This is a genomic window from Catellatospora sichuanensis (assembly GCF_007483665.1).
Classification (GTDB): domain Bacteria; phylum Actinomycetota; class Actinomycetes; order Mycobacteriales; family Micromonosporaceae; genus Catellatospora; species Catellatospora sichuanensis.
The window spans coordinates 259112-280551 of sequence record NZ_VIQO01000023.1; the positions used below are offsets into that span (position 1 = coordinate 259112).

The following is a 21440-nucleotide window of genomic DNA, read 5'->3' on the forward strand; positions in this document are numbered from 1 at the left end:
CGGTTCAGCCGTCCGGCCGGGTGGACCAGCCCACCCCGGGGGCACCCTCGTCCGAGTCGGGCGGCTGGGGTCGCTGGCCGCGGGTCAGGTCGTTCCACGTGATCACACCGATGACGCGGTCGCTCTCGCAGACGGGCAGGCGGCGCAGCGAGCGCTCCTTCATGATCCGGGCGGCCTCCCCGGTGTCGTCGTCCGCGTGCACGGTCACCAGCTCCCGGTTCGTCAGCTCGCCGGCGACGACGGTGCCGGGGTCGCGCTCCGCGGCGACCACCCGCACGATGTCCCCGCTGGTCACGATGCCGATCAGGCGTTCGCCGTCGGTCACCAGGACGTCGCCGATGCCATGGTCTCGCATCAGCCGAGCCGCCTCGGTCAGCGTCGTGCCGGCGTCGACGCGCACCGGCCGGCCGGTCATGACGTCGCGGATCGTTCGTCCGATCATCTGCTCCCCCACGCTCCCAGTGTCGTCGTGCGCGGACCGCGCCGTGCTCATTCGCCGGTCTGCCCGTGCGGCGCGGTCACCGGCTTCGACTCGGGCGAACCGTGCTGCCGCAGGAAGATGCTCAGCACGATGAGCGCGCCGACGGCCAGGAATTCGCTCTGCAGGAACTCCGACTCCCAGTTCTCGAACACCGCCTCCGCGAAGTGCCCGGTGCGCAGGTAGTGCCAATAGGAGTCGGCGGTCACGCCGTAGTCGGCCAGCTCCTCGTTGCGCACCTGCCAGCGAACAGGCTCTGCAGCACGATGAACACGGCGAATGCGCCGAACATCGCCACCGACAGCGCATGGTCGCGCAGCAGCCGCCGCGGCCGCGGCGATTCCGATGTCACCACTGCCCCGTTCCCCGCGCCATGCCCCACAAACGCCCGGTTCGCGTAGGCGGTGACGGCCCGATCACCATGCCTAGACCTTCCTAGGCTGCTAGACCAATACCTCGGTCAGGAAAAGGATGCTTGCGGCATTCATGACGGAAACCACTCTGTGGGACGTTTGGGTCAAGCAAGACAGGGTAAGCCGGGCGAGTGCGCAGAGCTGAGATCGACAGCAGCCCCACCGGCCTGTTCGACGCGGTGCTGTTCGACCGCGACAACACTTTGATCCGCGATGTGCCCCGGCTCAGCGACCCGGATCTGGTCGTGCCGATGCCCGGCGTACGCGCCGCCCTGGACCTGCTGCGGGACGCCGGGCTGCGGATCGGCGTCGTGTCGCACCAGTCCGCCGTCGGCTTCGGGTTCGTCACCCGCGCGCAGGCCGAGATGGTCGACGCCCGCATCGAGCAGCTGCTCGGCCCCTTCGACACGTGGCAGACCTGCTGGCACACCCCCGCCGACGGGTGCGCCTGCCGCAAACCCTCGCCCGGCCTGATCACCGCCGCAGCCCGTGCGCTCGGGATCGGCCCGCACCGCTGCGTGATGGTCGGCGACCTCGGCACGGACCTGCAGGCCGCGGCAGCGGCCGGGGCGACCGGGCTGCTGGTGCCGACCGGGCAGACCTGCGTGGCCGAGACCGCCGCGGCTCCGTACCGCGTTTCGAGCCTGCTCACCGCCGCCGAGTGGATCCTCGCCCGCCGGCAGCTGCTGCGCCCCGGCCCGGCGGGAGCCGACGAGCCCGGCAACGTGCTCGCGGTGCGCGCCGGCTCGGCCGGAGACGTGCTGCTCGCCGGACCGGCACTGCGGGCGCTGGCCGCGCGGGCACACTCGGTAACCCTGCTCACCGGGCCGCTGGGGGTGCCCGCAGGACGGCTGCTGCCCGGCGTGACCCGGGTCCTGGAATGGCGCACCCCGTGGGCCGAACGCGACCCGGCGCCGGTCGACCGGTCGGCCGTGGACGGGCTCATCGACACGGTGCGCTGCTGGCAGATCGACGAGGCCGTCATCTTCACCTCGGCGGCCCAGTCGCCGCTGCCCACCGCGCTGCTGCTGCGGCTGGCCGGGGTCGGCCGGATCAGCGCCGTCTGCGAGGACTATCCCGGGGCCCTGCTCGACGTACGCCACCACGTGCCCGACGACCTGCCCGAGGCGCAGCGCGCGCTGTCGCTGGCGGCCGCGGCCGGCTACGGCCTGCCCCCCGGTGACGACGGGCGGCTGCGCACCGTGCTGCCGGCGACGGGAGCGCGTACCGGCCGCGTCGTCGTCCACCCCGGCGCCGGTGCCTCGGCCCGCGGGCTACCCCGCAAGATCGCCGTGGAGATCGTACGGGAGCTGGCGCTCTCCGGCCGGGAGGTGCTGGTCACCGGGGGACCCGACGAGACCGAACTGACCGCCGAGGTGGCCGGCGACGTGGCGGGCAACCTCGGCGGGCAGACGGACCTCGCCGCGCTGGGCCGCCTACTGGCCGGCTCTGCCTGCCTGGTCGTGGGCAACACCGGCCCGGCACACCTGGCCGCGGCGGTCGGCACCCCCGTGGTGAGCATGTTCGCTCCGACGGTGCCGTTCGCCCGATGGGGCCCGCACGGCGTCCCGCACGTACGGCTCGGCGACCCCGACGCGCCCTGCCGCGACACCCGCGCGCTCACCTGCGCCCAGCCCGGCCACCCCTGCCTCGGTGAGATCGACCCCGCCGAGGTCGTCGCCGCCGTGGAGCTGCTGGCTCGGACCAGGCCGTGAGCGATCTGCGACGGCCCGAGACGGCGCGACGCGCAGGCGCCGTGGCCCGCGGCCGAAGGACGCTCGCGCGGGTCACTCCTCCGGGTCGACCAGCGCGCGGAAGCGGTAGATCCAGGCCGGTTCCCCGGCCGGGTTGGCTTCGCGCACGTACACGGCCTCCCACGGGTCGTCCCCGGCCCACCGGTCCCGGCCGGCGTCCAGCCCGGTCGGCAGCCAGATCGAGTACGTCTCCGGCGGATCGGTGGCCGAGTCCACCTCGATCTCCCGTGTGATCTCGGCAGCGCCATGCACGAACTTCGCGGCGATCCTGTCCACCCGAACCGACTCCCTCCGAGGTCTGAAGGAGTCGCCGCCGCGGAAGCGACCACTCCTCCACACCCACATCTGCCGACCTCCGTCCGCGGGGACTGGTCCGTCCCGCGGCCCGTTCAGGGCCGATTCACACCTCGGCGGCGAGGTGGTCGGCCGGCACGTTCAGAGTCACCACCCCGTCGCGCACGCCGGCGATCTGGGCGGCCCCGGCATAACGGCCGCGCCGCAGCGGCACCCTGCTCTTGATCTTCAGGTAGCCTTCGCGCAGCAACAGCTCGGCGAGCTCCTGCTCGACGTCCGGCTCCGGACCGGCGGCCTCCTGCGCGATCCGCCCGAACAGGCTCACCGACTCGCTCATCCGCTGGCCCTGCGCGGTGACCGCGGCCCCGTCGCCGATCTTGACGTCCTGCACGGTGCCCAGCTCGGCCCCGGTGCTGTCGACGACGTGCATACCCTCGCGCACCGCGCCGATAGGCCCCGGATCGTCGATCCCGGGCACCAGCCCCGTGCCGTGCTCGTCGGCCATGTCATGACCTCACCATGCCGGGCCGCCTCCGCGCGGGTGTTCCGGACCGTGCGTGCCCGGCCGCCGCCGCGCCGGCTCGCCTCAGAAGCGCTCCTCGACCTCGAGTCCGAGGGCCTGCCACAGCTCCCGGGCGTTCTCGAAGGTGCGCCCGCCCTCCAGCGTGCCCAGCTCGTCGAGCACCTCGTCGGGCGCGTCGCCACGGCGCGACACGTCGAGCAGCTGCTCGGCGGTGGCGGGGAACGTCGCCAGCGACACGTGCCGGCCGATGCTGGCGCGCAGCTCGCGGCGGTCGGGGTCACGCTCGTCGTCGCCTACGACGCCGTCGCGGCCGGGCGTGTCCCAGGACCGCGCATCGAGGTCGTCCTCGACGGGGTCGATGGCTTGCCTGCTGCCATACGGTGTGTGCGTCATACGGCTCGGATTCCCGCAGACCGACGAACTGAAACGTCTTCACCCGATTTGTCCCGGCGGATACGCCTCGCGAAGGTGCGACCAGGCGGACACTGGGTAGGACTGCCGCCGGATCGCGTACGGGAGGAGGCGGGGCGATGGCCGAGGACACCTCCGGCGAGATGCTGGAGACGCTGCTGGACACGCTGTTCATCGGGGAGGAGCGGCTCAGCGTCGCCGAGCTGCGCCGCCGAGCGGTCGCCGAGGACATGCCCTCGGACGTGCTGCTGTCCATCGACACGCTGCCGGAGGGCGAGTACGCCCAGGACGAGGTCCTCGACGCACTGCACACGCATGCCGTGATGACACCGCCCGCGTCCTGAGCCGGCGCCCGCACCGAACCGCCGCGGTGGGTCCGCCCTCAGTGGTCGACGGCGCGCTGGAGTTCGGCTTTGGTCATGGTCGAGCGGCCCTTGACGTTCTTCTTCTTGGCCTCCTCGTAGAGCTGGTCGCGGGTGCGGCCGCCCTCGCCGCGATGCGAGCGCAGCCCACCGCGACGGCCCGAGGAGATGTCCTTCTTCGACAGCGCGCTGGACTGCTTGGCCTCACCGGCGCGGGCCCGTTCCTTGTTCACGGTGCGCGCGGCGATCTCCTCCGCGACGTCCTCGGACTTGCCGCGTTCCTTCGCGCTGGCCTTGATGTGCTTGTACTGGCGCTCACGCTTGTCGCTCCAGGCCTGCTGAGGCATCGTCGATCTCCTTTCAAGCTGCTGTAGGGATTCCCGCCACCCCGCGGACCGAAACGTCCGGCGCGCCCGGAAGATCGCGCCACGGCGCGCCCGACCAGGCGCAACGCCATCCGGCACCGCTCCGTTAACACGGCATGCGGCATTGCGGATCATGCGAGGAGAGCGGGGGCGCCCTCACCGACCGGTGCCTGCGGCACCGCGAGCAGGAACGGAGCGCGGCGCACGGCGCCGGGGCCGCGCCGACGCGTCCCGCCCTGCACCGCGGCCGTGGTCCACTGCACCGGGCCGCCGTCGGCCTGCTGGCCGTCGCCACGGCGCTCGCGCTGGCCGCACCCGCGGCGGCGGTGCCCGACGGCGCCGACGACCCGGACGTGCTGCGCCCGCAGGGCGTCGACGCGCAGGGCCTGCCGCTGCAGCCCGACGGCCTGGCCGGACCCTCGCGCGGCCTCGGCCAACCGATCACCCGCATGCAGATCCTCGCCCGCGCCGCGATCTGGGCTGACGCGCAGGTCGGCTACAGCCAGCTGAAGTTCCGCAAGGGGTGGCGCACCGACTGCTCAGGCTACGTCTCGATGGCCTGGGAGCTCGGCCGCAACCACTGGACCGGGGACCTGCACCAGGTCGGCGAGCGCGTCGACTTCGAGGAGATGCGCCCCGGCGACATGCTGCTCTACCACAACAGGGCCCGGCCCAAGGACGGCTCGCACGTGGTGCTGTTCGAGCGCTGGGTCGGCGAGCCCGGCGGCGACTTCGTCATGTACGAGCAGACGCCGCCCTCGGTCAAGCACCGCACCTGGTCGGACTCGGGCTACAGCAGGAAGAAGTACAAGTCCTACCGCTACCGCAACGTGGTCGAGAACGAGGCCGTCTGGTATCCGGTGGCCGGTGACTGGGACGGCGACGGCCGGGTCACCGCCGGGGCGGCCGTGCCGGAGGGCGACGCGTGGCGCTGGCGGCTGTCCGACGACCCGCGGGGCGCGTCGACCGACGCCGACTTCCTCTTCGGCGACGTACGCAAGCAGCCGATCGTCGGGGACTGGGACGGCGACGGCCGGTGGACGCCCGGCACCGTCGACCTGACCGGTGACCACCACGACTGGTACCTGTCGAACTCGCTGCGCGGCGGCGAGCCGGACGTGCGGGTCGGGTTCGGCGACGTGGAGAAGGCCCCGGTGGTCGGCGACTGGGACGGCAACGGCACGTTCACCCCGGGCGTGGTCGACGCCGAGGGCGACGTGCGTGACTGGTATCTCGCCAACAGCCTGACCGGCGGCGACCACGACGTGCACGTCGGGTTCGGTGACGTGGACAAGGCGCCGGTGGTCGGCGACTGGAACGGCGACCGGGTGAGCACCCCCGGCGTCGTCGACCACGACGGCGAGCACCGGGACTGGGAGCTGACCAACAGCCTCGACGACCCGGCGACCGATACCGAGGTGTCCTTCGGGGACGTGGCGCAGCTGCCGGTGACCGGCGACTGGGACGGCGACGGCTTCGTCACCCCGGGGGTCGCCGACCCCGCCGCGGGCCACGAATGGCGGCTGTCCAACGCGCTGGTCAGCGGGATCGCCGAGACCGTCTTCGCGTACGCCGGCGCACCGGCGGCCCCGGGCCCGTCCCCGTCGCCTGGCCCGTCGGCCCCGCCGAGCATGCTCCCCCGGCCCCGCCCCGCTGCGAGCCTCTCCCCGGCCGCGCCCGTGCCCGGCACCCCGTCCCCTGGCGTCGCCCTGCCCTCGGCATCCCGGCCCGCCACGTCCCCGCCCGGCCCGCCCCTGCCCACCGGACCGGTGCCGAGCCCCGCCGGCACGCCGGGACCGGCCACCCCGACCCCTGCCCCGGCCGGGCCCTCCGCTGCTCCGGGTGGGCACGCCGGGACGCCGCCGACCGGCTCGTCGCCCGATCCGTCGGCGAGCGCGGCAGCCGACTTCGCGCCGCCACCCGGCGTGCCACCGCTGGACCAGCCCACCGTTCTGCACTGAGGAGAGCCGTGAACCGTCACCGCACCGCCGGAGCCCGCCGTGTCGTCCTCGCCGCGGCCGGGCTGGTCCTGTCCCTGACCGCGCTGCCGGCCGGGGCCGCGCCGCCCCCGGATCCGCTCGGGCCCGACGGCAGGCCGATCACCGACGGCTGGGCGGGCGCGGGCACGCCGTCGGAGCTGGCAGCGCCGCCCGCAGCGGCGCGGGTGATGGCGGCCGCGCCGGGCGGGTACCCCGTCACCGGCATCGACGTTTCCCACCACCAGGGGAACATCGACTGGGACAAGGTCGCCGACAAGGGCGCCAAGTTCGTGTACGCCAAGGTGACCGAGGGCGTGCACTACGTCGACTCCTCGTTCAAGGACAACTACAGCGGGGCGAGGAAGAACGGCATCCTCTTCGGGGCGTACCACTTCGCCCGGCCGGACAGGACCAACGGGCGCACCCAGGCCGACTTCTTCCTGGACCGGGCGCAGTACCGCAACGACGGGCGCAGCCTGCCGCCCATGCTCGACATCGAGTGGCCGTACAAGCTGGGCGGCAAGCTCGTCGCGCCCGGTCCGTGCTGGGGCAAGTCCAAGAACGAGCTGGTCCGCTTCATCCGCGACTTCACCGAGCGGGTCCGTGAGCGCACCGGCAGCGCCACGATGATCTACACGAACCCGAACTGGTGGAACCCGTGCACCGGGCGCAACGCCGACTTCGGCGACCACTACCTGTTCGTGTCCAGCTACACCGACAAGGTGCGCGGGCTGCCCGCCGGGTGGGACCGCTGGACGCTGTGGCAGTACGCCAACCACGGCAAACTGCCCGGCGACCAGAACGTCTTCAACGGCAACCTGGCCGACCTGGCGAGCCTCGCCGCGAACCCGGCCGGACCGCTGCCCCGCCCCGTCGTCGGCGACTGGGACGGCAACGGCACGATGACCCCGGGCCTGGTCAGCGCCGAGGGCGAGACCTGGCGCTGGCGGCTGTCCAACACTTTGGACGGCACCCCCGACCCGGCGCTGGACTTCACGTACGGCGACGCGGAGAAGGCGCCGATCGTGGGCGACTGGGACGGCAACGGCACGTACACGCCCGGCACGGTCGACGCCGAGGGCAAGCGCCGTGACTTCTACCTGGCCAACGGTTTCCGCAGCGGGCCCGCCGACATCCACACCGGCTTCGGTGACATCGAGGACATCCCGGTGGTCGGCGACTGGGACGGCAACGGCACGTTCACCCCGGGCGCGGTGGACAGCAGCGGCAAGCTGCACGAGTGGAAGCTCACGAACACGTTCGCCAAGCCGCTGACCGAGCTCGAGTTCGAGTACGGCGACGCCGCCAAGACGCCGATCGTCGGCGACTGGGACGGCAACCGCACCTTCACGCCCGGCACCGTCGACATGGACGGCGAGCGCCACGACTACTACCTGAGCAACGTCGCCGCGGCCGGGCCGACCCAGGTGCATGTGGGCTTCGGTGCGGTGTACACGGTGCCGCTGGTCGGCGACTGGAACGGCGACAAGGTCTTCACGCCGGGCGCGATCGACGCCTCGGGTGACGCCGGCCTGGTCTGGCAGCTGACCAACAGCCTGGCCGGGGGCGCCACGGCCGAGGTCACGTTCACGTACGGCAGCACCGGGTCGACCGCGGTCCCGGCGCCCGCCGCGAACCCGGCGCCGCCGGGCGCGCCGAGCACCGCACCGTCGGCCGCACCGTCGCCGAGCACCTCGCCGTCGGGCGCAGCCGCGGCCGGCGCCCGCCCGTCGGCGTCGCCGAGCCGCACGCCGACCGCGGCGCCGAGCCCGTCCCCGAGCCGGACTCCGGCGGCCGCCCCGAGCCCGTCCCCTAGTCGGGCCGCCGTCGTGGGCGGAGGCACCACGCCACGGCCGACCCCCTCGGCGAGCCACGCCCATCCGGCTACCCGCACCGGCCCGCGTCCATAACCCCTGGCCCGAGCCTTGCGATGATGGGAAGGGCACCTTCTACAACGCATAGCGTTGTGAAGGTGCCCTTCCTTTCGGTTGGGGGTTCGCGAAGCGGCGATTCGGCGCGAAGAAGGTGAATCGGACGTAGCATTCGGGGCAGCGGCGAGGGCGGCGGGAGGGCTGCGGCGAAGGAGCGCGCGATGACCGGATTCGGAGTCCACTCGGAGGTCGGCAGGCTGCGCAAGGTGCTGGTGCACCGCCCCGACCTGGCGCTGCGCCGGCTCACCCCGTCCAATCGGGGCGAGCTGCTCTTCGACGACGTGCTCTGGGTGGAGCGGGCGCAGCAGGAGCACGACCAGTTCGTCGCCGAACTGCGGGCCCGCGACATCGAGGTGTTCCTGCTGCACGACCTGCTCACCGAGGCCCTGGCGTCGCCCGCGGCGCGGGAGTGGGTCATCGGGCACACCGTCAGCCCGTACACGGTGGGCCCGCCCATGGTCGACGCGGTGCGCGAGGCGCTGGCCAACATGGACCCGAAGACGCTCGCCACGCACCTGACCGGTGGGGTGACCCGGGCCGAGCTGATGCGGTTCGCCGACGACGACCGGCTCGCCGGCCGCTCGCTGGCCGTGGCGACCACGGTCGGCTCGTCGTTCATCCTGCCGCCGCTGCCCAACCACCTGTTCACCCGGGACACCTCGTGCTGGATCTACGAGGGCGTCTCGCTGAACCCGATGTACTGGCCCTCGCGCCAGCTGGAGACCGTGAATCTGGGCACGGTGTACCGCTTCCACCCGATGTTCCGGCAGGAGAAGATCAACTTCTGGTTCCCGGACGCGGGCAAGGACGAGCACGACGAGTTCGACATACAGTCCTTCGGGCGCTCGTCGATCGAGGGCGGGGACGTGATGCCGGTGGGCAACCGCACCGTCCTGATCGGGATCAGCGAGCGCACCACCCCGCAGATGGTGGAGATCCTGGCACAGCGGCTGTTCGCCCGCGGCGGAGCCGACCGGATCATCGCGGTGCAGCTGGAGCGCAAACGCCAGTTCATGCACCTGGACGTGGTGTTCACCTTCCTGGACCGCGACACGGTCACCGTCTACCCGAAGGTCGTCGACGGCACCACGGCGTACAGCATCCGCCCCGGCGACAAGGCAGGCACGCTCGAAGTCACCGCCGAGGACAGCTTCCTCGGCGCGGTCGCGCACGCCATCGGGCTGTCCCACGAGAAGGACCTGCGCGTCGTCACCACCGGCGGCGACGAGGCCCAGCAGGAGCGCGAGCAGTGGGACTGCGCCAACAACGTGGTGGCGCTGTCGCCGGGCGTGGTCGTGGCGTACTCGAAGAACGTCTACAGCAACCGCAAGTACCGCGAGGCGGGCATCGAGGTCGTCGAGATCGACGGCTTCGAGATCGGCAAGGGGCGTGGCGGTGGCCACTGCATGACCTGCCCGCTGCTGCGCGACGCCTGACGGCAGCGCGGCCGGAGCGGGCAGCGGACACGTCATCGGCGAACGGGGGTCCATGATGGCGAAGGGTGGCACCGCACGGCGTTGCCGCCTGCGGGCCCGCGCGGCCTCGGCCGTGGCCGTGCTGTGCCTGGCGGCAGCGTGCGCGACGACCCAGCAGACGACCGCGCCGACGCCCGGCCCCGGACGCGCCCAGCCGGGCATCGCGTGGACCGCCTGCGAAGGCCTGGGCGAGAAGTTCCAGTGCGCCAAGGTGCCGGTGCCGCTGGACTGGGCCGAACCGGACGGGCCGCGCATCGAGCTCGCGGTGATCCGCCACCTCGCCAGCCGGCCCCGGGAGCGCATCGGTTCGATGTTCATGAACCCCGGCGGCCCCGGCCAGGGCGGCGTCGAGCTGGTGCGCGGCGGCGGGGAGGACTTCGACGGGTGGGGCGGTGGCCGCTTCGACGTGGTGGGCTGGGATCCGCGCGGCACCGACGGCAGCTCCCCGGTCGTGTGCTTCCCCAGCGAGGCGGACGGGACGAAGTTCTGGCAGGGCGTGACGATCCCGTCCACCGCCGCCGAGTCGGAGGCGTACCAGGCCAAGGTCACCGAGCTGGCCCGGCGGTGCGGCGAGGTGAGCGGCAAGCTGCTGTCGCACATCTCCACCGCGGACACCGCCCGCGACCTCGACGCGCTGCGCGAACTCGTCGGCGACGAGCAGCTCACCTACGTCGGCCTGTCCTACGGCTCGATGATCGGCCAGACGTACCTCAACCTGTTCCCGGGCCGGACCCGGGCGATGATGCTCGACGGCATCGTCGACGCCGTCGACTACACCACCAGCGCCGAGACCCGGACCGTCAACAACGTCTCGTCGGCCGACGAGGTGTTCGCGCAGTTTCTCAAGCTTTGCCAGGAGGCGGCCGCGGGCCGGTGCGCGCTCGCCGGGCACGGCGTACCGGTCGCCGAACGCGTGGAGACGCTGTTCGCCATGGCTCGCCGCGCGCCGATCCCGGCCCCGCACGCCGATCCGCCCGGCACGCTCAGCTACGGCGATCTGCAGATCGCCACGTTCAACCCGCTCCGCCTGCCGCTGACCTGGCCGCAGTTCGCGGCCGACCTCGACGCCGCCGCCGCGGGTGACGCCTCGGCACTGCTGACCTCGGCCCGCCAGATGCAGAGCCCCGCGGGCTTCGCCGGGGCTACCACGTCCGCGGCGATCAGCTGCCTGGACGGCCCGGCCCGCAGCCCGGTGTCGCAATGGCCGCGGGAGATCGCCCGCTTCACCGGGGCGGGCAAGCTGTGGGGCTCCGTGCTGGGCTGGTGGCTGTGGGCGCCGTGCGCCGCGAACTGGCCCGCCGACGCCGCGGACCGCTACGCCGGGCCGTGGAACGCGCCTACCGAGACGCCGGTCCTGCTGGTCGGCGCCCGGTACGACGCCGGCACGCCCTACCGCAACGCCCAGGCCACGCAGCAGCGGCTCGGCAACGCCGTGCTGCTCACCCTGAACGGCTACGGCCACCCGAGCTACCAGGTCCCCAGCAAGTGCATCGACCAGGCGCGCGAGCGCTACCTCGTCGATCTCGTCACGCCGCCGAAGGGCACCGTCTGCCAGCCCGATCAGCAACCTTTCGGCTAGCCGGTCGGCGGCCGCGCCGCCAGAGCCGTCAGGAAGGGCACCTGCCACAACTCATGGCGATGTGAAGGTGCCCTTCCTTCGGACGTCAGCGGGAGCGGCGGGAGCGCCACTGGCGGACTGTGTCGTCGGCGTCGACCAGCGCCAGGGCGACCGCGGGACCGGCGAGTTCGCCCCGGTGCGCCCGCACGATCCGGACGTTCAGTTCCGCGACGTACGCGCGTACCGCCTGCTCGGAGCTTTTCTTCGCGAGCGCGTCGGGGAGGTCCTCGACGTCTCGGCGCAGCAGCAGGGTGGCCGGGATCGCCGCGGACAGGTTCTCGCGCTGGACCAGGTCGCGCAGCCACCAGTCGTCCGGCAGCGCCTGCCCCGCCCCGGGCAGCGGCTTGCCCGCGCCGGGCAGGTCGTCGAACTCGCCGCGTTCCTGCGCCTCACGGATCTGCTTGTCGATGCTCGACTCGTACCAGTGCGCCACCGCTCACCCCCGGATGATCGACTCCTCGATCCGAAGGTACCTCGGTGACCGATATCGCTTGCCCCAGGGTGCGGCGGCCACGCTATGGTGCTCGTCATGCATCAGCGCATGGTCAGCACGACGACGCCGGGACGTCCCGGCGCTCGTACGCGTTGACCTGCTGAACTTCAGTCGACCGTCGGCCCCGGGGCACACGCCCCGGGGCCGGCGCGTATCCGCCCCACGTGTGCCCCGGCCGTCTCGATCCCAGGGAGCACACCGTGAAGGACCACCGCCGCCTCGGCCGCGAGCTTGAGATCTACCACTCCGACCCGATGATCGGCGCGGGGCTGCCGCTGTGGCTGCCCGCCGGCGCCGCCGCCCGTCACGCCATCGAGTCCTACGTCCGCGAGGAGGAACGCCTCGCCGGATACCAGCACGTCTACTCGCCGCCGATGGCCAAACGCCAGATGTTCGAGAGGTCCGGGCACCTGGCGAAGTTCGCCGACGACATGTTCCCGGCGATGTCCGACGATCCTGACGCACCCGCCGACGATCCCGAGGCGCTGATGCTGCGCCCGAGCCTGTGCCCGCACCACGCGATGGTGTTCCGCTCCCGCGGCCGCTCCTACCGCGAGCTGCCGGTGCGCATCGCCGAGCTTGGCGGCATGTACCGCGCCGAACGGTCCGGCGTCGTCGGCGGGCTGGGCCGGGTGCGGGCGATCTCGCTGAACGACGCGCACGTGTTCTGCTCGCTCGACCAGGTCGGCGCGGAGGTCGGGCTGGTCCTCGCCATGTGCGCGCGGATCCACCCGGCGCTCGGCTTCGCCGCCGACGGCTACCGGCTGTCGCTGCGCGGGCCCGGCGCGGGCTACCTCGGCGCGGACGCCGGCTGGGTGCGCGCCGAGGCGCTGCTGCGCGACGCTCTGGTGCAGGCCGGGGTGCCGTTCGAGGAGGCGCCGGGCGAGGCCGCGTTCTACGGGCCGAAGATCGACATCCAGGTGCGCGATCTCGCCGGACGGGAGTCGACCCTGGCCACCGTGCAGGTGGACTTCGCGCAGCCGGAGCGCTTCGACCTGTCGTACACCGGCCGTGACGGCAGCCCGGCCCGGCCGGTGATGGTGCACCGCAGCATCGTCGGCAGCATGGAACGGCTGATGGCCCACCTGCTGGAGGTGCACCAGGGCGCGTTCCCGGTCTGGTACGCCCCCGTGCAGCTGGCCGTCGCCCCGGTCGGCGAGGCCCAGGACACCGCGGCCCGGCAGTTCGCCGACCAGGCACTGCGCGCCGGTCTGCGGGCGTCGCTGAGCCTCGAAGGGTCATTGGGGCTGCGCATCCGCGAGGCGTCCCAGCGCCGGGTGCCCTACCTGGCCGTCATCGGCTCCCGCGAAGCGGACTCCGGCGAGGTCTCGCTGCGGCTGCGCGACGGTCGGCAACTGCCGCCGATGCCGTACGCCCAAGCTTTGGCCCTCATCCGCGCCGCGGTCGCGGCGGCGCGCGAACCGGAACCGGCGCCTTCGCTCTCGCTCGTGGCGTAGGCGGCCCGCATCGACGGCGCTCCCCCGGAAGAGACGCCTGCATCGCGGCACGCCGAACAGTGCCAGGACGACCCGGGAGTCGTGGCCACGACTCCCGGGTTGTCCGCAGCGGGACAGACACCGCTCGGCTTCGGCAGCGACCTCGAACCGCTCACAACGGTTAGCAGGGTGACAACCCCGCGTCAAAGGAGGAATTCGCCCATGAGGTCGTCGCGCGTGCTCGGGTACGGGCTGGGAGTGTGGCTCGGCATGGTCGGCATCTCGCTGATCCTGCTGCCCGCCGAGGGCAAGCACGAGGCCCTGTACGAGTCGATCAAGCTGACCGCGATGGTCGCGCTGGTGCTCGGCTTCGCCATCCGCTACCTGCGCCGGCGTCCGGAGGCCGCGGGCCCCGAGGGCGTGCTGGTCGGCCTCGTCTGGGCCGCCGTCACCACCGCCGGTGACCTGGGCCTCTACCTGGGCGGCGCGTTCAACATCGGCCTCGACGTCTACTTCACCGACGTCGCCTCCTCGTACGCCGTGATGCCCGTGATCACCGGCCTGGCCATCGGCCTGCTCGCCCCGAAGCCGGCGCCGACCGCAGTGGCCGGCTCCCCCACCGCCGCCGAGCCGGCTGCCGCAGACGCGTTCGCCGCGATCATGGCGGTCTCCGCGGCCGTCGACGCCACGCCCGACGGCGGCCGCACCGCCGCATCCGGGATCGACGCCGTGTCCGAGACGCACACCGCACCGGAGATCCTGGACGGGCCCGAGATCCACGCGGTTCCGGCGCAGGCCGATGTGCCCGCGGCGACCCACGTGCCGAACGACGCACCCGCCGTGATCACGCCCGTCGCCGAACCGAGCCACGCGGAAGCCTCGCTCGTCGGCGCGGCGGCCGCCCCCGCGCAAAGCTCCGACGACACCGATCGCCCGCTGTACATCCCGCGCGGGAATTGCTGACCCGCCGGCCCGGTTGCCGCCACTGACGCCCTCAGGCGCCCCTCGATCATCCGACTTGCCAGGCACTTGTGCGAAAGCCGCCTCAAGATACGCACGATTGCCCGGCAAGTCGGATGATCTAGTGCGGGCGGGATGCGGCGCGGCCGGACGAGTGGGGCGGGAGTGGCGTGGGTCACACCGTTTGGTTGAGGGAACAACCAAGGTCGTCCTGGACTTGAGTGGGTAAGACTCAAGTTCAGGATGGCAGGTGTCGAAGATGACCACACTCCCCGTTCTTCCCCTGGATGACGCCGTCCTGCTGCCCGGCAACGTGGTGGCGGTGGCGCTCCAGCCGGACACCCAGGCCGCGATCGACGCGGCGCGGGCGTCCGGTGACAAGACCGTGCTGGCCGTGCCCCGCCTGGACGGCGAGTACGGCACGTACGGCGTGACCGCGGTGATCGAGAAGGTCGGCCGACTCCCCAGCGGGGAGCGGGCCGCGGTGCTGCGCGGTGTGACCCGTGCCCGCATCGGCTCGGGCGTGCCGGGTCCGGGCGCGGCGCTGTGGGTCGAGGCGACCCTGGTCACCGAGCCGGAACCGGCCGGCCGTGCCAAGGAGCTGGCCCGCGAGTACAAGGCCCTGGTCGTCGCCGAGCTGCAGCAGCGCGGCGCGTGGCAGGTCGTCGACGCCGTGGAGCGGATGACCGACCTGGGCGAGCTGGCCGACTCGGCCGGCTACGCCCCGTGGCTGACGCTGGCGCAGAAGGTGGAGCTGCTCGGCTCGCCGGACGTGACGGCGCGACTGGAGCTGCTGGTCGGCTGGGCGCGTGCGCACGCGGCCGAGCAGGAGGTCTCCGAGAAGATCAACAGTGAGGTGCGCGAGGGCCTGGAGAAGTCCCAGCGCGAGTTCCTGCTGCGCCAGCAGCTCGCCGCGATCCGCAAGGAGCTGGGTGAGGACGAGCCCGCGGGCTCGGCCGACTACCGGTCCCGGGTGGAGGCGGCAGACCTGCCGGAGAAGGTCCGCGAGGCGGCCCTGCGCGAGGTCGGCAAGCTCGAGCGCGCCAGCGACGCCTCACCCGAGACGAGCTGGATCCGCACCTGGCTGGACACGGTGCTGGAGATGCCGTGGAACGTCCGCACCGACGACAACACCGACCTCGCCGCCGCGCGGGCGGTGCTGGACGCCGACCACGCGGGCCTCGACGACGTCAAGGAGCGCATCCTGGAGTACCTGGCGGTGCGCAACCGCCGCGCGGCCCGCAACCTGGAGGTCGTGGGCGGCCGCGGCTCCGGCGCAGTGCTGGCCCTGGCCGGTCCGCCCGGGGTGGGCAAGACCAGCCTCGGCGAGTCCGTCGCGCGGGCGCTCGGGCGCAAGTTCGTCCGGGTGTCGCTGGGCGGCGTGCGGGACGAGGCCGAGATCCGCGGCCACCGGCGCACCTATGTCGGCGCGCTGCCCGGCCGCCTGGTCCGGGCGCTGCGGGAGGCGGGTTCGATGAACCCGGTGGTGCTGCTGGACGAGGTCGACAAGGTCTCCGCGGGGTACGCCGGCGACCCGGCCGCGGCCCTGCTCGAGGTCCTCGACCCCGCGCAGAACCACACCTTCCGCGACCACTACCTCGAGGTCGACCTCGACCTGTCCGACGTGCTGTTCCTGGCCACCGCGAACGTGGTGGAGACCATCCCCGGCCCGCTGCTGGACCGGATGGAGCTGGTCACCCTGGACGGCTACACCGAGCAGGAGAAGGTCGCCATCGCCCGGGACCACCTGCTGCCGCGGCAGCTCGACCGGGCCGGCCTGACCGCCGACGAGGTGTCCATCAGCGACGGCGCGCTGGGCGCGATCGCCGCCGAGCACACCCGCGAGGCGGGCGTACGCCAGCTGGAGCGCGCCCTGGCCCGCATCCTGCGCAAGGTCGCCGTCAAGCAGGCGGACGACAGCACGCAGGTGCAGGTGGACAACGGCAACCTCAAGGAGTTCCTGGGCCGCCCCCGGTTCACCCCGGAGTCGGCCGAGCGCACCGCCACGCCGGGTGTCGCGACCGGACTCGCGGTCACCGGAGCCGGCGGCGACGTGCTGTTCATCGAGGCGACCTCGATGGACGGCGAGCCGGGGCTGACCCTGACCGGCCAGCTCGGTGACGTGATGAAGGAGTCGGCGCACATCGCGCTGTCCTACCTGCGCTCGCACGGCCGCAAGCTGGGGCTGGACCCCAACGCGCTGGCCGGGCGGCGGATCCACCTGCACGTGCCCGCGGGCGCGGTGCCCAAGGACGGCCCGAGTGCCGGCATCACCATGGTCACCGCCCTGGCGTCGCTCGCATCCGGACGAACGGTCCGGCCGGAGTTCGGCATGACCGGCGAGGTGACCCTGAACGGACGGGTGCTGCCCATCGGCGGCGTCAAGCAGAAGCTGCTGGCGGCGCACCGGGCGGGCCTCACCGAGGTGATCATCCCGGCCCGCAACGAGCCGGACCTGGACGACGTGCCGGCGGACGTGCGCGCGGGTCTGACGATCCACGTGCTGTCCGATGTCGCCGACGTGCTGGCGCTGGCCCTGCGGCCGGTTGAGCCCGCCGACGGCGTGGCGCGGCCGGACACGGCCACCCCGGCGGAACCGGCCCTGGCCGGGGCCTGACCTCGGGGGCGAACGGGAAGGGCGTCCCCGTCACCTGTACGGTGACGGGGACGCCCTTTGCTGCACTGATCAGAGCGGGTGGACGTTGGCCGCCTGCGGGCCCTTCTGGCCCTGGGTGACCTCGAACTCGACCTGCTGGCCCTCCTGGAGCTCGCGGTATCCGCCACCGGAGATGGCGGAGTAGTGGACGAATACGTCCGCACCCCCGCCGTCCTGCTCGATGAAGCCGAAGCCCTTCTCAGCGTTGAACCACTTGACGGTGCCGGTTGCCATGAATCCCTCTCACGGGGCCGTCGACTGCCCCGCACCGCACTGCGCGGTGCGGCCATTGCCCCACAACCGCTGACCCTAGCGCGCCATGCACGGGAAGGATGACTTTTGCCGACGAACAGGGCGATTCTGCGACCGATCGAGCGCCGCATCGGGCATGCTGGGCGAGTGACAGGTCGCGTTGATTACGCAATGCATGACCTAAAGGACAAAACACTTCCGGCGCACAGCGACGCGCTCGACCGGCTCTCGCTGACTCCGGTGCCCCTCGTGCCCGAGATCCGCCTGCACCTCGCGGTCGACGCGATCGTGTGGTGGGCCCGGATGGAAGCCGAGGCAGGACAGGCCATGCCCACCCCGTTCTGGGCGTCCGCCTGGGCCGGCGGCCAGGGCGTGGCACGGTATGTGCTCGACAATCCCGAGGTGGCGCGCGGACGCCGGGTGCTCGACCTCGCCGCGGGCTCCGGGCTGGTCGGGATCGCGGCCGGGCTGGCCGGCGCGGCCACGGTGACCGCCAACGACATCGACCCGTACGCCATTGCGGCCGTCGAGCTCAACGCGCGGGCCAACGGGGTGACCGTGACAGGCCGACAGGGCGACCTGCTCGACGGCGACGGCGGCGACGCCGACCTGGTGCTGGCCGGCGACGTCTTCTACAGCGACGAGATGGCCGAGCGGGTGCTGCCGTTCCTGCGGCGGGCCGCCGACCGCGGCGCGTCGGTGTACGTCGGCGACCCGGGCCGGGACTACCTGCCCGCCAAGGAGCTGGTGCAGGTGGCGACCTACGACGCCGGCAGCGCGCTGACCTTCATCGACGCGCAGTTGAGCCGCATCAACGTGTTCCGGCTCGGCGGTTAGGCGTCCGGTCCGGACAGCAGGTGGTGCAGGTAGAGCTGCGGCTCGGCGAGGAACGAGCGGGTCAGTGACACCGGCTCGGCCTCGTCGAAGCCGACCCGGGTGATCCCGCCCCCGCCGTCGAGCTGCAGGATGCACGCCCCGGGCACGGCCAGCAGGATCGGCGAGTGGGTCGCGATGACGAACTGCGAACCCTGCGCGGTCAGCTCCTGGATGCGCGCGATGACGGCCAGGCAGCCGTACACCGACAGCGCCGCCTCCGGCTCGTCGAGCAGGTACAGCCCCTGCGCTCCGAACCGGTGCGTGACCAGGTCCAGGAACGACTCGCCGTGCGAGCGCTCGTGCAGGCTGCGCCCGCCGTAGGAGCCCTGCACGGCCAGGCGCTCGATCTCGGTGGCGACGTTGTAGAACGACTCCGCCCGCAGAAAGAACCCGGTGCGCGGCTTGCGCAGCCCGCGTACCAGCGTCAGGTGCTCGCCGAGCACGGACTCGCTGGCCCGGGTGGCGAAGTCGAAGTTCTGCGAGCCGCCCTCCGGGTTGAACCCGGCCGCCACGGCGATCGCCTCGACCAGGGTCGACTTGCCCGTGCCGTTGTCGCCGACCAGGAACGTCACCTTCGGGTCCAGCTCCAGCCGTCCGGCCTTGCGCAGCCCCGCCACCACCGGCAGCGCGAACGGATACGCCGCCGGGTCCACCCCGTCCTCGTCGAGCTCCACCCAGCGCAGGAACCCGCCGCCCGCCTTCGCCATCCCCCGACCGTAACGCCGCCGGCCCCGCCGAACGGCCGCCGCGCCCGGCCCGGCTCCGGCATGCTGAGGGTGTGACCAGCAAGGGGGTCTGGCCTGCGTTGACGCTCGCGCAGTGGTCGGATACACGAGACACGCTGCACCTGTGGACCCAGGTGGTGGGCAAGGTGCGGCTGGCGCTGGAGCCGATGGTCAACCACTGGTGGCAGGTGCCGCTCTACGTCGACGTGCGCGGCTTCACCACGTCGCTGATGCCGTACGGCTCGGCCGGTCTGGAGATCACGTTCGACTTCCAGCGGCACGTGCTCGACCTGCACACCACCGGCGGTGAGAACCGCGAGGTGGAGCTGCGTCCGCGCAGCGTGGCCGACTTCCACGCGGCGGTGATCGAAGCCCTGGACTCCCTCGGCATGCCGGTCGACATCATGGCCCGGCCGGTGGAGCTGCCGGTGGCGATCCCGTTCGCCGAGGACGACCAGCACTGCGCGTACGATCCGGCCGCCGCGCACCGGTTCTGGCTGGCGATGGTGCAGGCGCACCGGGTGTTCACCGCGTTCCGGGGCCGCTTCCAGGGCAAGGTGAGCCCGGTGCACCTGTTCTGGGGCGCACTGGACCTCACGGTGACCCGGTTCTCTGGCGAGGAGGCGCCGCCGCACCCGGGCGGGGTGCCCAACTGCCCCGACCGGGTCAGCCGGCTGGCCTACAGCCACGAGGTGAGCAGCTGCGGCTTCTGGCCGGGCGGCGGCGCCGAGGGCGCGTTCTACTCGTACGCCTACCCCGAGCCGCCCGGCTTCCAGGCCTGGCCGGTTCTGCCCGAGCAGGCCGTCTACGACATGGAACTGGGCGAGTTCCTGCTCCCGTACGAGGTGGTGCGCACCGCCGACGATCCGGACGCGACCCTGATGGCGTTCCTGCAGTGCACCTACGAGGCTGCCGCCGAGCTCGCCGCCTGGGACCGGCACGCGCTGGAGGTGTCATCCGCCGTCTACGCAAGATCCTGAGGTGGAACCGCCTAGCGTGGTGACATGTCGGACTTGGCACAGCAGCAGGCAGCGGACCGCGAGACCGCGCTCGTCCGGCAACCGGAGTACCTGCGTGTCCTGGGCATCGCCGGGCTGTTGGGCGTGCCGGTGTCGCTGGTGGCCTTCGGTTTCCTGGCCGTACTGCACGAGGCCGAGCACCGGCTCTGGCACGACCTCCCCCACGCGCTGACCGGTCGCGACCTGCCGCCCTGGTGGTGGCCGCTGCCGCTGCTGGCGCTCGCGGGCCTCGGTGTCGGCGCCGTGGCCCGCTGGGCTCCGGGCCACGGCGGGCACACCCCGGCCGACGGCATGGGCGGAGCACCGCCGCGCCCCAGCGAGCTGCCCTGGGTGCTGGTGGCGGCGCTGATCAGCCTGCCGCTGGGCGCGGTGCTCGGACCGGAGGCCCCGCTGATCGCCGGTGGCGGCGGGCTTGCGTTGCTGGCCGCGCACGTCTTCGGCGTCGAACCCGGCAGCCGCCCGGCGATGATCGTCAGCGGGGCGGGCGCGGCGGCCGCCATCGCCGCGATCTTCGGCAGCCCCGTCGTCGCCGCCGTGCTGCTGATCGAGATGGTGCAGCTCAGCGGCGCGGCGCTGTCGGCGGTGGTGATCCCCTGCCTGCTGGCGGCGGGCGTCGGCTCGATCGTGTTCACCGGCGTCGGCCTGTGGTCAGGCCTGCCCATCGGCTCGCTGAACCTGCCGATCCCCGCCGTGCCCGTCCGGCCCGACCTCGGCGACCTGCTGTGGGCGCTGCCGCTGGCGGTCGTCGCGGCGATCGGCATCCGGCTCGTACGCGGACTCGCCAAGCACCTCGCCCCGCGGGTCACCGCGCGGCCGCTGGAACTGACCGTGCTCGCCGCGCTCGGGGTGGGCGCGTGCGCGGCCGCGTACGCCCTGATCACCGGGCGGTCCCCGGCGGAGGTCGCACTGTCGGGCCAGCAGACGCTCGCCGCGATGGCGGCCGACCCCACGGCCTGGCCGGAGACCGCGCTGCTGGCCCTGGTCCTGTTCAAGGGCCTGGGTTACGCGCTGTCGCTGGCCGCGCTGCGCGGCGGCCCGATCTTCCCCGCGGTGACCCTGGGCGGCGTACTCGGCGTGCTGGCCGGCCCGCTGCCGGGCTTCGGCGCGGTCCCGGCGATGGCGGCCGGCATGGCCGCGGCCACGGTCGCCATGCTGCCGCTGCCCGTCAGCGCCGTGGTCCTCGTCGTTCTCCTACTGGGCCCGGCCGGCTTCAGCATGACCCCGGTCGTCCTGATCGCCACCGTCGTCGCCTTCCTGACCGAACATCTCGTCGAACACGGCCTCGCCCGCCGCGCCCGCCAGCCCTGACCGCACCCGCCGGCCCGGCCCGCCTCACCCCGCGGCCGCGCCGCGCCGGGCCGGGCCGTGCCGTGCCGTGCCGTGCCGCGCCGCCCGTCGCGAGCCGCACCAAGGTCATCGG

The 21440-nt window shown here is 72.8% G+C and carries 21 protein-coding genes; 12 read left to right on the plus strand and 9 right to left on the minus strand.

Features of this window, described 5'->3' with window-relative positions:
• Positions 1–4: 4 nt before the first annotated feature.
• Entirely contained in the window at positions 5–454 is a 450-nt protein-coding gene (locus tag FLL47_RS29345) for a CBS domain-containing protein (protein WP_186315975.1), read from the minus strand.
• Between the two features lie 35 nt (positions 455–489).
• Positions 490–717: a DUF6766 family protein gene (locus tag FLL47_RS29350; RefSeq protein WP_246158807.1), complete on the minus strand. Its 228-nt coding sequence runs from the start codon at positions 715–717 to the stop codon at positions 490–492.
• A 305-nt stretch (positions 718–1022) separates the two neighbouring features.
• Between FLL47_RS29350 and FLL47_RS29355 the strand changes: the two genes are divergently transcribed.
• Entirely contained in the window at positions 1023–2606 is a 1584-nt protein-coding gene (locus tag FLL47_RS29355; protein WP_246158809.1) for an HAD-IIIA family hydrolase, read from the plus strand.
• Positions 2607–2678: 72 nt separating this feature from the next.
• Here FLL47_RS29355 and FLL47_RS29360 read toward each other — a convergent pair whose 3' ends face one another.
• From FLL47_RS29360 to FLL47_RS29370, 3 genes are all read right to left on the minus strand, one after another.
• Positions 2679–2921 carry a hypothetical protein gene (locus FLL47_RS29360; protein WP_144124584.1) on the minus strand — a complete coding sequence of 81 codons (243 nt, stop codon included), beginning with the start codon at positions 2919–2921 and terminating at the stop codon, positions 2679–2681.
• Positions 2922–3045: 124 nt separating this feature from the next.
• Positions 3046–3444, minus strand: coding sequence for a hypothetical protein (locus tag FLL47_RS29365; RefSeq protein ID WP_144124587.1), 399 nt, complete (start codon positions 3442–3444; stop codon positions 3046–3048).
• A gap of 81 nt (positions 3445–3525) precedes the next feature.
• A complete protein-coding gene (locus FLL47_RS29370) occupies positions 3526–3855 on the minus strand; it encodes a DUF2795 domain-containing protein (protein ID WP_144124590.1) in 330 nt (109 codons plus the stop codon).
• 137 nt (positions 3856–3992) lie between these two features.
• Between FLL47_RS29370 and FLL47_RS29375 the strand changes: the two genes are divergently transcribed.
• The gene (locus tag FLL47_RS29375; protein WP_144124592.1) at positions 3993–4217 is read left to right on the plus strand and encodes a hypothetical protein; all 225 of its coding nucleotides are present in this window, start codon (positions 3993–3995) and stop codon (positions 4215–4217) included.
• A 38-nt stretch (positions 4218–4255) separates the two neighbouring features.
• Here FLL47_RS29375 and FLL47_RS29380 read toward each other — a convergent pair whose 3' ends face one another.
• Positions 4256–4582, minus strand: a complete 327-nt coding sequence (locus tag FLL47_RS29380; protein ID WP_144124595.1) for a plasmid stabilization protein — start codon at positions 4580–4582, stop codon at positions 4256–4258.
• 134 nt (positions 4583–4716) lie between these two features.
• Here FLL47_RS29380 and FLL47_RS29385 point away from each other — a divergent pair, with 134 nt between their 5' ends.
• The 4 genes from FLL47_RS29385 (at position 4717) to FLL47_RS29400 (ending at position 11564) form a co-directional block, all read left to right on the plus strand.
• Positions 4717–6561 (plus strand): NlpC/P60 family protein, encoded by a 1845-nt coding sequence (locus FLL47_RS29385; RefSeq protein WP_144124598.1) that lies wholly within the window; start codon positions 4717–4719, stop codon positions 6559–6561.
• An 8-nt stretch (positions 6562–6569) separates the two neighbouring features.
• Complete coding sequence (locus FLL47_RS29390) at positions 6570–8489, plus strand: GH25 family lysozyme (RefSeq protein WP_144124601.1); 1920 nt, start codon at positions 6570–6572, stop codon at positions 8487–8489.
• A gap of 182 nt (positions 8490–8671) precedes the next feature.
• Entirely contained in the window at positions 8672–9946 is a 1275-nt protein-coding gene (locus FLL47_RS29395) for an arginine deiminase (protein ID WP_144124604.1), read from the plus strand.
• A gap of 52 nt (positions 9947–9998) precedes the next feature.
• Entirely contained in the window at positions 9999–11564 is a 1566-nt protein-coding gene (locus FLL47_RS29400; RefSeq protein WP_144124607.1) for an alpha/beta fold hydrolase, read from the plus strand.
• Positions 11565–11649: 85 nt separating this feature from the next.
• Here the strand turns inward: FLL47_RS29400 and FLL47_RS29405 are convergent, their stop codons facing one another.
• Positions 11650–12036 (minus strand): DnaJ family domain-containing protein, encoded by a 387-nt coding sequence (locus FLL47_RS29405; protein WP_144124610.1) that lies wholly within the window; start codon positions 12034–12036, stop codon positions 11650–11652.
• A gap of 260 nt (positions 12037–12296) precedes the next feature.
• Between FLL47_RS29405 and thrS the strand changes: the two genes are divergently transcribed.
• The 3 genes from thrS (at position 12297) to lon (ending at position 17109) form a co-directional block, all read left to right on the plus strand.
• Positions 12297–13553, plus strand: a complete 1257-nt coding sequence (thrS, locus tag FLL47_RS29410) for a threonine--tRNA ligase (protein ID WP_144124613.1) — start codon at positions 12297–12299, stop codon at positions 13551–13553.
• Positions 13554–13754: 201 nt separating this feature from the next.
• Entirely contained in the window at positions 13755–14495 is a 741-nt protein-coding gene (locus FLL47_RS29415) for a hypothetical protein (protein ID WP_144124616.1), read from the plus strand.
• Positions 14496–14751: 256 nt separating this feature from the next.
• Positions 14752–17109 (plus strand): endopeptidase La, encoded by a 2358-nt coding sequence (lon, locus tag FLL47_RS29420; protein ID WP_144124619.1) that lies wholly within the window; start codon positions 14752–14754, stop codon positions 17107–17109.
• 69 nt (positions 17110–17178) lie between these two features.
• On the opposite strand, the gene FLL47_RS29425 is transcribed toward lon, so the two are convergent.
• Entirely contained in the window at positions 17179–17382 is a 204-nt protein-coding gene (locus tag FLL47_RS29425) for a cold-shock protein (protein WP_144124622.1), read from the minus strand.
• 189 nt (positions 17383–17571) lie between these two features.
• On the opposite strand from FLL47_RS29425, the gene FLL47_RS29430 reads away from it, so the two are divergent.
• Complete coding sequence (locus FLL47_RS29430) at positions 17572–18237, plus strand: class I SAM-dependent methyltransferase (protein WP_144124625.1); 666 nt, start codon at positions 17572–17574, stop codon at positions 18235–18237.
• On the opposite strand, the gene FLL47_RS29435 is transcribed toward FLL47_RS29430, so the two are convergent.
• Positions 18234–18983 carry an AAA family ATPase gene (locus FLL47_RS29435; RefSeq protein WP_144124628.1) on the minus strand — a complete coding sequence of 250 codons (750 nt, stop codon included), beginning with the start codon at positions 18981–18983 and terminating at the stop codon, positions 18234–18236. The genes FLL47_RS29430 and FLL47_RS29435 overlap by 4 nt on opposite strands.
• Before the next feature lie 71 nt (positions 18984–19054).
• Between FLL47_RS29435 and FLL47_RS29440 the strand changes: the two genes are divergently transcribed.
• A complete protein-coding gene (locus tag FLL47_RS29440; RefSeq protein WP_186315976.1) occupies positions 19055–19981 on the plus strand; it encodes a DUF5996 family protein in 927 nt (308 codons plus the stop codon).
• A 24-nt stretch (positions 19982–20005) separates the two neighbouring features.
• A complete protein-coding gene (locus FLL47_RS29445; protein WP_144124630.1) occupies positions 20006–21328 on the plus strand; it encodes a chloride channel protein in 1323 nt (440 codons plus the stop codon).
• Positions 21329–21440: the final 112 nt, after the last annotated feature.